The 13,547-nt window shown below is 35.2% G+C and carries 13 protein-coding genes; 5 read left to right on the top strand and 8 right to left on the bottom strand.

Annotated features, from left to right (window positions below):
- The first annotated feature begins 172 nt into the window (after positions 1–172).
- Positions 173–1,240, top strand: coding sequence for a DNA polymerase IV (dinB, locus tag JJJ02_RS08370; protein WP_240838357.1), 1,068 nt, complete (start codon positions 173–175; stop codon positions 1,238–1,240).
- Between the two features lie 15 nt (positions 1,241–1,255).
- Positions 1,256–1,471 carry a hypothetical protein gene (locus JJJ02_RS08365; RefSeq protein ID WP_099581060.1) on the top strand — a complete coding sequence of 72 codons (216 nt, stop codon included), beginning with the start codon at positions 1,256–1,258 and terminating at the stop codon, positions 1,469–1,471.
- 99 nt (positions 1,472–1,570) lie between these two features.
- Here JJJ02_RS08365 and JJJ02_RS08360 read toward each other — a convergent pair whose 3' ends face one another.
- The 7 genes from JJJ02_RS08360 to JJJ02_RS08330 form a co-directional block, all read right to left on the bottom strand.
- Complete coding sequence (locus JJJ02_RS08360; RefSeq protein ID WP_396614717.1) at positions 1,571–2,869, bottom strand: IS1182 family transposase; 1,299 nt, start codon at positions 2,867–2,869, stop codon at positions 1,571–1,573.
- A gap of 169 nt (positions 2,870–3,038) precedes the next feature.
- Complete coding sequence (locus JJJ02_RS08355) at positions 3,039–3,440, bottom strand: YolD-like family protein (RefSeq protein WP_240838349.1); 402 nt, start codon at positions 3,438–3,440, stop codon at positions 3,039–3,041.
- Between the two features lie 85 nt (positions 3,441–3,525).
- A complete protein-coding gene (locus tag JJJ02_RS08350) occupies positions 3,526–4,767 on the bottom strand; it encodes an MFS transporter (RefSeq protein ID WP_240838347.1) in 1,242 nt (413 codons plus the stop codon).
- Between the two features lie 91 nt (positions 4,768–4,858).
- Positions 4,859–5,707, bottom strand: a complete 849-nt coding sequence (gene speB / locus JJJ02_RS08345) for an agmatinase (protein ID WP_396614735.1) — start codon at positions 5,705–5,707, stop codon at positions 4,859–4,861.
- Positions 5,694–6,554 carry a polyamine aminopropyltransferase gene (gene speE / locus JJJ02_RS08340; RefSeq protein ID WP_086043247.1) on the bottom strand — a complete coding sequence of 287 codons (861 nt, stop codon included), beginning with the start codon at positions 6,552–6,554 and terminating at the stop codon, positions 5,694–5,696. The genes speB and speE overlap by 14 nt, the downstream gene beginning before the upstream one ends.
- A 13-nt stretch (positions 6,555–6,567) precedes the next feature.
- A complete protein-coding gene (speD, locus tag JJJ02_RS08335; RefSeq protein WP_255724828.1) occupies positions 6,568–6,993 on the bottom strand; it encodes an adenosylmethionine decarboxylase in 426 nt (141 codons plus the stop codon).
- A 2-nt stretch (positions 6,994–6,995) separates the two neighbouring features.
- Positions 6,996–8,504, bottom strand: a complete 1,509-nt coding sequence (locus tag JJJ02_RS08330; RefSeq protein ID WP_240838343.1) for an aminotransferase class I/II-fold pyridoxal phosphate-dependent enzyme — start codon at positions 8,502–8,504, stop codon at positions 6,996–6,998.
- 206 nt (positions 8,505–8,710) lie between these two features.
- Between JJJ02_RS08330 and pglS the strand changes: the two genes are divergently transcribed.
- Entirely contained in the window at positions 8,711–9,742 is a 1,032-nt protein-coding gene (gene pglS / locus JJJ02_RS08325; RefSeq protein WP_240838337.1) for a 6-phosphogluconolactonase, read from the top strand.
- A gap of 381 nt (positions 9,743–10,123) precedes the next feature.
- Here pglS and JJJ02_RS08320 read toward each other — a convergent pair whose 3' ends face one another.
- Positions 10,124–11,023 (bottom strand): nuclease-related domain-containing protein, encoded by a 900-nt coding sequence (locus JJJ02_RS08320; protein ID WP_240838334.1) that lies wholly within the window; start codon positions 11,021–11,023, stop codon positions 10,124–10,126.
- A gap of 92 nt (positions 11,024–11,115) precedes the next feature.
- Between JJJ02_RS08320 and JJJ02_RS08315 the strand changes: the two genes are divergently transcribed.
- Positions 11,116–11,886 carry a carbon-nitrogen family hydrolase gene (locus tag JJJ02_RS08315; RefSeq protein WP_240838332.1) on the top strand — a complete coding sequence of 257 codons (771 nt, stop codon included), beginning with the start codon at positions 11,116–11,118 and terminating at the stop codon, positions 11,884–11,886.
- Between the two features lie 454 nt (positions 11,887–12,340).
- Positions 12,341–13,547: SdrD B-like domain-containing protein (locus tag JJJ02_RS08310; RefSeq protein ID WP_240838330.1), on the top strand; the 1,207-nt coding region annotated here is incomplete at its 3' end.

Here is a 13,547-nt window from a genome sequence, read left to right as displayed (position 1 = left end):
ATTTAGGTATTTAAGCACAGATTTTTGTAGTCTGTGTTTTTGTTATGTGGCTGCTTTCGCAAGCGGTAGTATTAAAGAAATACAACCGCTTCCACACGGAAGTATCCCGAATTATCTTCTCACGCACTTTTCATATATAATTAAAGTACTAGAAAATTAAAGAAGTGATAATATGGAGAGAAGAATCATTCACATCGATATGGATGCATTCTATGCACAAGTTGAGCAGCGGGATAATCCTGACCTTAAAGGTAAACCTGTTATCGTTGGTGGAAAGAGTCGCAATCGTGGTGTTGTGGCAACGGCGAGTTACGAAGCGCGTAAATTTGGTGTGCATAGTGCCATGCCTACTGCACGTGCACATCAGTTGTGTCCAGACGGATATTATGTAAGTCCTAGATTTGATGTATATAAAGAAGTTTCGAGTCAAATTATGTCGATATTTAAAGGCTACACTGATATTGTACAACCAGTATCACTAGATGAAGCGTATTTAGATATAACACATCTTGTACGTAAAGATCTTGGTGCAAGTCAAATTGCAGCTTTTATTAAGAGAGATATTATGACTGCTACAAATCTAACGTGTTCAGCTGGTGTTTCTTATAATAAATTTTTAGCGAAGATTGCCTCAGGTATGAATAAGCCAAATGGTTTAACAGTTATCCATTACGGGAATGTTGAACAGATATTATCCGACCTTCCAATCGGTGAATTTCCAGGTGTAGGGAAAGTGACAGAGGAGAAGATGCAAAGACTTAAGATAATGAACGGCAAAGATTTACGTGGTAAATCTGAACTTGAGTTAATTGAATTATTCGGTAAGAAGGGCAGTAGTTTGTATCAAAAAGCACGTGGTATTGGCTCTGACATAATAAATATGGACCGAGTAAGAAAATCAATTGGTAAGGAATCAACATTTTCTCATGATGTTCAGGATGAGGCATTTATTCTACAGACGATGCGCACACATTCAGAAAAAGTAGCATTAAAACTTCAGAATTTAAACAAAGTAAGTGATACGATCACCGTCAAAATAAAAACTAGTGACTTTGAATCACATACAAAGCAAACAAAAATAATAGACTTTACAGATCAAGCGGATACCATTTATAATACAGCTGTGTTATTATATACTGACCTAAAAGAGGAGTTTAACAATATACGTTTAGTAGGCGTCTCTGTGGGTAATTTAAAAAATAAAGTGTATGAAAATCTAACAATATATGATTTTCTTTAGAAATGAGGAAGTATTATGAAATTTAAATTTGCAATCATTGGTATAACTGCACTTCTCATTATGATGTATATTATGGAAACGGTAGAACACGGTTTTAAGGTGTTGCCGCTTATCGGTATTATTTTAGTTGCAGGATTTTTATTCTGGATTGATCATAAATTAGAACGACCAGTGAACCGTCACACCATTAAAAAGACTATCAAAAATAACACGACTACTCATAAGAAGTAGTCGTGTCAGATTGAAGACAAACTCACAATTCTAAAAGTGAGTTTGTCTTTTTTCTTCGAAAAATATTGTTATTTTAAAGAAATTAGCAAAATATCCAGCTTAACCTGCTAGATAATTTGCTAATTTCTTTAAATTCATGCATGCGAAAATAAGCGTGGTCTCCATGGTGACTTTTTGAATTCCTTTGTACTTAGTCCATCGCAAACCATGCTGTTCTTTAGCATCAGCAAAACGTCTTTCTATTGTTTGACTACGCAATTTATATATAGCTTTTATAGTATCTATGAATCTCAAGTCATCAACAATATCAAGATATTGTTGCCATATATGTCTCGTAACGATTTTTTTCTGTTCTTTACTCTTAGTACATTTATTAAGTAAAGGACAATCCTTACATTTATTTGGATTAGAAATATACAAACGGTAACCATCGCTGTCTGTTCTTTGATATTTCAACATTTGATTATTAGGGCAAATATAACAATCATAGTATTCGTCATATAAAAATTCATTTTTATTCATTAAGTCCTTCGGACCCATGGGACGTTTATATGGCATAGCTGGTAGAATTTCTTTATCTAATAAATACTTAGCATTATGAGGTGTTTTATATCCAGAATCCACAGCAACATATCTCGGTAGTAGTTTTTTACTTTCCAGCCTGTCAATCATAGGTACTAACTGTGTACTATCATGAACATTACCAGGAGTTAAATGAAAATCAACGATATAACCATACTTATCGCAGCATGTATGCGCACTATAGGCAAATTGTTTTTCTCTTTCACTTTTAACATAGTAACCAGCATCGGGATCATTATTACTTATTTTTATTACTTTAAGATTCTCCTCCTTTCTTGAAGCTAAAGGCTTTTTTTCTTCAGACTCTCTAATAGAATTGATATCTTCAATAAGCTCTTGTTCATAATATTTAGCAGTCTTCTGTATTTCTTGTTTAATAAATTTCTTCTTGTTGGCATTGGCCTTAATATGCGTTGAATCAATAAATAGTGAAGTATTATCTACGAAGTTATTATCTATAGCAATTTTGAGAATACGAGAAAAGATTTCTTCGAAAATCTGATTATCATAAAATCTTCTAGAATAGTTCTTACCGAAGGTAGAAAAATGAGGTACTTTATCGTTAACGCCTAAACCGAGATACCATTTGTACGCAAAATTAGTTTCAATCTCTTTAATTGTCTGACGCATTGATTTGATACCAAAAAGATGTTGTATTAATACAATTTTTATTAATACAACCGGATCAATACTTGGACGGCCATTATCTGTAGAATACTTTTCTTCTACTAAATCATATACAAAGGATAAATCGAATACTTTATCAACTTTTCTTAGAAGATGATTTTCTGGTACAAGGTCTTCTAATGAATACATTTCAAATTGACTGCGAATGATATTAATATCTTCAGACTTACTTCTCTTAATCAAGTAAAACACCACCGTTCAATGATATATCTATATTTTATCAAAAAAAGACTGTAAACTTCATCTCCGAAGGAGACTTTGTCTACAGTCTGACGCAGGACATTGTCCTGCGTTTTTTCTAATGGGTGTAAATATTGATGATATCCATAAATGAAATAAAGAAAGTCTGATGATTACTTGTCACAGAACCGATAATAATGGCTGCCCATTGATCTATTTTCTCTATCGTCATATCGACAGACTGAATATAACCATCCATATAGTATTCGATTGTCACATCCTGATGTTTAGCAAGTGCAATGTGCAATGTTTCATTGATTTCCTGCACACGGTCTTCAGAAAGCTCTGGGCGTTCAAGTTTATTTTGATTTTCTATTTGTCGTCGTACATCGGCAAATTGTTGTGGCATCGTAGCAAATGGCGCCCATTTAATCATACCGCGCCCTTTAGGAATGTTGCGGTTCAGTTGCTCCGGTTCAACTTTTCTGTAATCAGTTTCGCCATAGATAGGGTGGATCATTGCCTCACATCCTTCTTCTTTTCTTTTATTATACGAACATACGTTCTTTTTTACAATAAAAATAAGCAGTGGAATTTTCCACTGCTTATTTGTTCGTTTTAAATTGATGTTTACCAGGGAGATTAAGTGCAGTGACAATCAGCGGCACACCTACAATACCAAGCAGTGCGACATAGACACTCATCATCACACTGTTTAACACAACACCCACGATTAAACCGGAACTTGCTACAAGTCCTGCACCGCTATAACCAAGCGAACTAAATGCGATATAGCTTGCGCGTGCATCATCTGGCATCAGTTTCGCCATATATACAGAATAAATCGGACTTTGAATCAATTCTCCGATAGTTGCAAATAATATACATAGCATGAGCATCCACCACACTGTAATTGTATGTGTTAATGCATATCCGAATGTGTACATTAGTCCACCAATGACAAGCATTGTACGCTGATTAAATGGTTCGACGAGTTTATTGATCAGAAACGTAATCGTTACAACAAGTACTGTATTTTCAATGAGCATTAAACTCATCATGCGTACACCATCAATGTGTACGCCGAACAAATCAATAGGTTGAAACACTTCATGTAAACGTACTCCGATATAATTGGTTAAAGCAAATTCAGCAGAAAAGATAAATACGGCAGCAGCAGTGAAGAGCACGAAGCGCGTATCCTTCAAAGCAACTTTATATTTACCGAATAGATCGCGCATCCAGTGCATATCAACGATGACTTTCTCTTTCTCGGTCGTTGGATCTTTTAGAAACTTGTAGAAGATAAACGTATTAATTAACATGATTGCAATGATAATGATAAAGAGTAGGAAACGATGTTCTTTATAAAATAGTCCACCAATTGCTGTTCCTACAGCAGTAGCGAGGTTATTCGACCAGTATGTCGTCACATAAACTGATTTTCTGCTAACTTCATCGGTTGAGTCAATAATCAATGCTTCAAGTGCCGGGAAGATCATGGCACTTGGAATAGCGAGACACATAAAGATAATGGCCACAAACCATGCAAGATTAATATCCGGGTGAATGAAAATCGCCATCACTGTAAAAAGAATCGCAAATATAGTTTGTCCCCAGATAAGCTGTCCTTTCCGACTGAAGCGGTCTGCAAAGTAGCCGCCGACAAGATTACAAAGCAATCCGAAAATAACATTCAGTGACATGAGGATACCCGAAGTGACTTTACCGAGTTCATCAGCAATATATAAAACCATGAAAGGCATAACACTCATTGACGCAGCGTGATCAAAGAAACCACAAATAATTCGCAGTTTAACATTAGATGGAAAGTCTTTAAATTTCATTACGGGATACCTCTAGTTGTTTTTATTCTTATTATATTTCATAATAATCTGAAAATATACATAAAAAATAAGCTAGAACAAAAGTTCTAACTTATTTCGTAATTGAAAGCAATAGTTCACGTGCAACTTTCGCTGCAACAGCATTAGAGACGCCACTGTGGTCGTATGGTGGTGACAATTCTACAATATCAGCTGCAACAACGTTCAGTTGTTCGAATACTTTAAATGCAGGTTCAAGTTCTTTGTACGTTAATCCACCAGGTTCAGGTGTTCCTGTACCAGGGAAGATTGATGGGTCTAAACAATCCAGATCAATTGTAACATATACTGGCGCATTACCGATAATGCCTGGTAAATCCTTTAATGTATCGATTGAGAATTTCTCAAGTACGGTATGTGTTTCGCTCCAGTCGAACTCTTCTTTCGTACCTGAACGAATACCGTACTGATAAATTCTATTATCACCGACAAGGTCATGTATACGACGTACGACTGTCGCATGGGATAATGGCTCTCCCATATAGTCATCACGTAAGTCCGTATGAGCATCAAGTTGCACAAGGATCGCATCCGGATACTTTTCAAGAACAGCACGCATAGGGCCAAGCGTTACTAAATGTTCGCCGCCAATCATAAATGGCAGTTTACCTGCATTTAAAATCGTGCGTGCCGTATCTTCAAGTTCTTCTAATACTTTCACTTTGTTACCGATTGTAATATCGACGTCTCCTGAATCCATAATACGGACATCTTCTAGATCTTTGTTTAAGTATGGGCTATATGTTTCAAGACCATATGATTCAGAACGGATTGCATCAGCTGCAAAGCGGGTACCAGGACGGTTTGAAACAGTACCGTCAAATGGCGCGCCGTACATTACTGTTGTCGCTTCATCGAATGAAGATTCGCAGCTCATATACACATGTTTATTCGGTTGCATCATCGAGCATCTCCTTAACGAATGTTGGAAGAGCGAATGCACCAGTATGAATATCAGTGTTATAGTATTTAGTTTTTAAGCCAAGCGCGTTCCATGCATCCAGATCAGCATCTTTTAATGGGTCGAACTTCTTAGAAGCAAACCCGAATAACCAGTGACCAGATGGATAAGTCGGCATATGGAACTGGTACACACGTGTAATCGGGAATAATCCTTTAATTTTAGAATGTGCACGCTTCATTTCATGTGCGTAGCTTGGATAATAAGGTGATTCATGCTGGTTAATTAAAATACCGTCATCTGTTAACACTCGGAAACAGTTGTTATAGAAGTCATGTGAGAACAAACCTTCACCAGGACCGATTGGATCCGTAGAGTCCACTAAGATAAGGTCATAGTAACCATCTTCTTTGTTCTTCACGTATGCTAAACCGTCTTCGAATAATAAAGTGACACGTGGATCTTCTAGTTTCCCTGCAGTAATTGGAAGGTACTCCTGAGATAAACGTACAACGCGCTCATCAATTTCAACCATATCAATTTGTTCGATAGATGCGTAACGTGTTAACTCACGTACTGTACCGCCATCGCCGCCACCGATAACGAGTACTTTCTTAATGTTAGGATTTGTTGCCATTGCAACGTGTGTAATCATATCGTGATACACGAATTCATCTTTTTCGTTAACCATCATTAAACCATCTAAAGTGAAGAAAGTACCGAATTCTTCAGATTTGAAGAAATCAATTTGCTGGAATGGTGTTTTTTCAGTTAAGATATGCTCAGTTGTTTTAATAGAGAATTTCACGTTATCCGTGTGATTTTCTGTATACCATAAATCTAACATGTACAATTCCTCCTTATTTAACTTCTACTTCAACAGGTTTGAATGATTCTACGACGATTTCACCTTTAGAATATTTGTGGATTTTGTCAGCCATACCACGACCGATTTCATATGAATCAGAAAGTTCAGCTTTTAAAGCTTTTTGTAAGTAATCTTCTGCACGCCATGGGTCTACAGTGTCCCCACAAGTAAATACGTCAACTGAAGCGTAGCCATATTCAGGCCATGTATGGATTGTTAAATGTGATTCAGAGATGATAACAGCACCACTTACACCGTATGGATTGAATGTATGGAAACAACTTTCCACGATGGTTGCACCACTTACGCGGGCAGCTTCGTTCATGATTGCTTCAACTTTATCATGGTCCTTTAAAATATCTTTGTCACAGTTATAGTATTCGATTAAAACGTGTCTTCCAAGTGTAGTTAATTTCATTATTAAATATCTCCCTTATTATCAATTATAAATACTTCATTTTTGTTTTCTGCGCCAATCTTAATAATTGGCTGGTCGTTAATAAATTTCCAGTAGTCGATGACTTCCTGGGTGATCATTTCACCTGCCATCAGTATCGGAATACCCGGTGGATAGATCATTAAACTTTCTGCACATACTTCGTTTAAAGCATCTTCAATCTGCACGACTTTCGTCTCAGAGTAAAAGACATCTCTTAAGCCCATCTTCTGCATCGGAATCGACATCTGCTTCAGAATCGGTGGAACGAAAGGTTTGTCTGGGTTAAAATGTTTAGCGCTAATATCTGAGAGTGCATCAAAGAGTTGATTCAATTCACTTTCATTATCCATAAATGACACAATTCCCATGACGATATTAGGTTCTGCAAGTTCCATCTGTATATCGTAGTCGCTACGCAACAAGTGATACACTTCAAAACCAGATAAATCAAGACGATGATCAATATAGATTGTCAGTTTAGTTTCGTCTAGCTGTTGGTGATATTTCCGGTTAAACTTTTCTGGTTCTAACATGTAGAATCCAGGAATTTTGTTGATGCTTTGTCGAAATGACTGAACGAGTGATAATACATTGTTGATTTTCTCTTCGCCGTGCAGTGCTAAATGATGACGTGCAATATCAAGTGATGACATCAGCAGGAATGAAGCAGAGGTTGATGTCAGCATATTGATAATACTCTTTACTTTATGCTTATCAATGAGTCTGCTGTTAAACAAAAGAACACTTGTTTGAGTAAAAGAGCCACCTGTTTTGTGTAGACTCGTTGCTGCCATATCGGCACCAGCTTCCATACTGGAAAGTGGAAGTTCATCTGAAAAGCGATAATGTGCACCATGTGCTTCGTCCACAAGAACAGGAATGCCGGCATTGTGCGCAATTGAAACAATTTCTTTTAAATCACTTACTGCCCCGAAATATGTGGGGTTCATGATAAACAATGCTTTGGCATCTGGATGTGCTGCAATCGTTTCGCGTACAGTTTCTACACTGATATTATGTGCAATCCCGTATTCTGTGTCGAATTCAGGTACCATATAAACGGGTGTAACATCAGCGAGTGCCATCGCATTTAAAACAGATTTGTGAACATTTCTTGGAAGCAACAGTTTATCTTTTGGCTTGAGTGTAGACAGAATCATTGCCTGTATACCAGACGTCGTACCATTTAATAAAAAGTGTGCTTCCTCTGCTAGAAACAAATCAGCCATCAAAGCTTGTGATTTCTGAATGACACTTGTTGGATGATCAAAGTTATCTAGCGTTGGCATCGAATTTACGTCATGACGTAAAGTGCGCATGCCATAATAGTTCAATTTATAGTCAGGGTCCAGGCCGCGTTTATGTCCTGGAACATCAAAACTTGTAACGTGTTGTTCTTCGTACTCTTTTAAGGCCGTAAATAAAGGAGTCAATGCATGCTTTGCTTTATCGATACTATGAAAAGCCTTGGAGTAATATGTTTGAGTCATTGGCCACTCCTTAAAATTGGTAAAGATTTAAATATTAGTCTTACTTAACTATTAGTAATGTAAAACTGTCATTTATTAATACCAAACAAATTGTAATGTATTACTAAACTATAAGCAACAAAAATTTTTATTTTTGCTAAATTATTTTCAACTTTTCGCAATCTGAATGTGATTTTGTTAAAATGAAATTAAGAGGAGGCGCTACAATGAGTGAAGTAAAAGGATTTATTGGATCATATACAAAGCAAGACGGTAAAGGGATTTATAGCTTTACATTGGATACAGAAGAAAAGACGATTAAGACGGTAGAAACAGGATACGAAGTGTCTGGCTCAACATATATTCAACAACATGGCGATAAATTGTATGGTATTAAAAAAGCAGACAGCAATGCAGGTATACAAAGCTATCAAATTAATGAAGATGGGACATTAACAGTAATTAATGACAATTTATCATCTACAGATTCAGCGTGTCATATATGGATTTCTGAAGATGGAAAATATTTATTAGAAGCGGTTTACGGACCAGGTGTTGTGAGGTTATATAAATTAGATGAAACAACTGGTGAAGTATTAGAATTAATTGATATTGCACAGCAAGAAGGAACGGGACCAAATAAAGAGCGTCAGGATCACGCACATACGCATTATATCCAGGAAACACCAGATGGAAAATATGCAGTTGCTGTTGATTTAGGAACTGATGAAGTGATTACATTTACTTTTGGAGATCATGGATTTAAACATGTTGAGACTTTAAAAGTTGAGCCGGGAATGGGACCAAGACATTTAATATTTAATGATAATGGCAAATATGCATACTTGTTTACAGAGTTAAGCAATGAAGTTGTTGTATTGAAATATGCAGAAGGTAAATTTGAAGTGCTGGATAAATTATCTTCTATTCCTAATGACTTTACAGAAAACTCACAAGGAGCAGCAATTCGATTAAGCCATGACGGTAAATATTTATATGCTTCCAACCGTGGACATCAATCTATTGCTGTATTCAAAGTATTAGGTGATGGAGAAAAAATTGAATTAGTTGAAATTGTAGGAACGGGTGGAGACTGGCCACGTGACTTTAATATCGATCCAAGCGATACATTTCTTGTTTGTGCACATGAAGCTGATGGTGTATTGACGCTATTTGAAAGAGATAAGGAAACAGGAAGATTAACAATGTTAGAAAATGATAAACGTGCACCAGAAGGCGTATGTGTTCAATTTTTATAGAGATAATTCCTACCTCGAATTGAGGTAGGAATTTTTTTGTATGGATTAGGATTCGAAATTGGTGAATCCCCAATTTTGAGAGCGGGGTAGATGCTGAAATTGGTGAACTCCCAATTTCGAGAGAGGGGTAGATGCTGAAATTGGTGAACCCCCAATTTCGAGAGAGGGGTAGATGCTGAAATTGGTGAATCCCCAATTTCGAGAGCGGGGTAGATGCTGAAATTGGTGAACCCCCAATTTCGAGAGAGGGGTAGATGCTGAAATTGGTGAATCCCCAATTTCGAGAGCGGGGTAGATGCTGAAATTGGTGAACCCCCAATTTCGAGAGAGGAGTCAAAGACGAAATGGATAAAACCCCAATTTCAGCATCAATTAAATTTATTAACGATAAAATGTTAATGGCCCATTCTTAAATATTTTATGATGTGTATTCAAATATGTACGTATCTTTTCGCTACTAATATGATTTTCTGTCCATTTTTTGACCAGATTCACGTTTAATCGTTCCATCGGATAAATTAAATGGATGTCTTCGATTGCTTTTTGTAAATAGTCATTACAGTTAACTTCTTTTTTGCATGCTGGACACTTAAATTTTCGATTCGAAACTTTTTCGTACTTTGCAACATGACAATGACATACAACGCCCATGCCTAAATCTTCAATATTAATACGCTTTCTAAAATTGAATTTTTCATCAGTGTATTGCAAATCTATTAATTTTTTAGCAATATGTTCATCATATTTATCGATAGTAATCTTGCTATTCTCTGTAATTATTCTGTAAATATCATGATACTCTAATATATTGTCATGAACTTGGTAACCATAAACTTTATAATCGGGATTAACAAATGTAGTGTAGTAGTTGAAGGGCAGGTCAATGTGGTTTTGTGTAAGAAGTATTTTAAATAATTTAGGTGTTCTAATTCTTTGTTCTTTTAATTTATCAATAGGTGTACCATTTAGAAAATAGAATAGATTGTCTTTATAGCAGACATCACAGTACATATTTTTGATTTCAAATATAAATATTTGTCCGTTCATAATAATGAGCGCATCAATTTGAAAGTATTGTTTACTAACTAAAAATCTTAAATTGTTTAGTATTAGCCCGTATTTGAGATTTTGCTTCACAATAGCATCAAAACTTCGTTCACCGTTTATTCCTTTTATCCGCGTATCAATATCTTCATTATCATCATAAGAAAGTTTAGCCCGAATACTTAGCTGCAGTAAATAGGATAAATCCATATCAAATTTTCTTTCTTTAATAATCATTAAAAATCTCCTTTTAACATTTCAATGATAAAATAATAATAACAAAATAGTATTAAACACATGTAAAATAATTGTAAAAATGGAGTGAGAATATGAAAATTGCGATTTATCAAATGGAGATTATTCCTGGTGAACCCGAGAAAAATATTGAGAAAGTTGCAAATTGGTTATCGACACTCGATGACGTTGATATTGCTGTATTACCAGAGATGTGGAACACGTCATATACATTAGAGGAATTAATAAATATAACATCTGAAGCAGGACAGCGAGAAATCGAAAAATTAAGTGAACTTGCAAAACAATATCAGATAAATATTGTTGGAGGATCAATTGCAGTCAGAGTCGAAGATAAGATTTACAATCGGGCAATTGTTATTAATAAAAATGGTGAACATATACATCAGTACGATAAATTACATCTAGTACCGATGTTGGATGAACCAAATTATTTAACACAAGGGAATAATATTTCAATTTTTGAAATAGATAATGTAAAGATGGGCGTTATTATTTGTTATGATCTGCGATTCCCTGAAATATCGAGGAAATTAGCTTTAGAAGGAATTGAAGTACTATTTGTTGTAGCAGAGTGGCCGATAGAACGTATCAGTCAATTTGAAAAATTACTCTATGCTAGAGCAATTGAAAACCAGGTTTATGTCATTGCAAGCAACAGTATCGGAAAATGTGATGATACGGTATTTGGTGGTAAATCGATGGTGATAAATCCATTAGGAGAAGCCACTACAAAAATAATATTAGGAGAAGGCACAATACAATCTAAAATTAATATAGAAGAGATTAGAAGTATTAGAAGTGACATACCTTTATTGAAAACACGTAGAGCAGATATATATTAGCACTTAATGTAAAAAAAATCGCTATATATAATTTGTCACAATTTAGACACATTTAAAGTAAATAATTCTACACAGAAATGATTATTTTTAACATATTAAATAATAAAGTGAATTAATCTGAAAAATATTATAAGAATATATTATTAAAATTAAATTTTATTCAAAAATATTTCATAATGATTGGTCTAACTGTTAAATTTCTATTTAATTGATCTATAAATATGTAGTAATGATTAAAATATTATTAAAATAAAGTTTAATGTAAATATTTTCAAAATAAATAACTTAGATTTGTAAATATAATACTTTTTCAAGAATACTGAAAATTATATTAATTTTAATCTTAAACGATTTAATAAGGGTTTACTTAGGAAAATAAAGTCTATAGAATTAAAGTGTATAATGTATTCATTGTAGCATTATTGCATGTTTTTATTTTAAAGGAGGATTTTGTATGAAAAAATCAAACAAAAGTAAATTAGATTTCCTTCCTAACAGATTAAATAAATTTTCAATCAGAAAATTTTCATCTGTGGGTACAGCTTCAATTTTAATTGGATCTTTAGTGTTTACAGGAAGCCAAGCAAGTGCAGCAACAGATGATACAGCAACGACTGAGGCAGCGACTACAGAAGCAGCGGCAGAAGCTACTTATTCTATTAGTGGTAGCATTTTTGATGATTTACAACAATACGATGCAAACGGTAATTACCTTGCAGCTAATGATAATTTAAGAGGAGCTAACGAGACTTTATTATTAGCGACTCCAGAAGAATTAGCAAACTTTAAAGTTGTATTGAAAAACGGTGCAGGTGAAATAGTAGAAACTAAGTCATTAGATGCATCAGGCGCATACTCATTCTCTGGTTTGAAAAATGGAGTATATCATTTAGATTTCCAAAATCCATTAACATGGTCGCCGGTTATTGCAAATATTGATAACAATGCACATGATGCTAATGATTCAGATGGACCAACTGGCGTTCGTATTGAAATTAAAGATGCGAATGTAACGAATGTAGACCAAGGGTTTGCTTCAGGACATACAACTAAAGATATGGCAGAAGTAATCAATCCAACACCAACAACAGAAGCGCCAACAACAGAAGCACCAACAACAGAAGCGCCAACAACAGAAGCACCAACAACAGAAGCGCCAACAACAGAAGCGCCAACAACAGAAGCGCCAACAACAGAAGCACCAACAACAGAAGCACCAGTTAAAGATACTGGCGATCACAAGATTGCTGGTCGTATCTTTGACGATCTTTTAGGCGCTAACGGTGAAGCGAACAACAACTTACGTGATGAAAATGAAAGTTTAGTGTTAGCTACTCCAGAAGAGTTAGCGGCTTTCAAAGTTGAATTACGTGATGAAGCTGGTAATGTCGTTGCGGAAAAATCTTTAGATGCAACTGGTTACTATGAGTTTACTGGTTTAAAAAATGGTACTTATAATGTAACGTTTAAAAACCCATTAACTTGGTCACCTGTTATCGCTAACGTTGATTTTGATGCAAGTGATGATAGAGACTCAGATGGTCCAACAGATGTACGTGTTGTAATCAACAACAATGATTCATTACATGTAGACCAAGGATATAAAAAAGGTGCAGGACATTCAGTAAATGATTTACCAGATACAGAAGCGCCAACAACAG

It is taken from the genome of Macrococcus sp. PK (assembly GCF_022501545.1).
Taxonomy (GTDB): domain Bacteria; phylum Bacillota; class Bacilli; order Staphylococcales; family Staphylococcaceae; genus Macrococcoides; species Macrococcoides epidermidis.
This window is presented reverse-complemented; position numbering and strand designations above follow the sequence as displayed.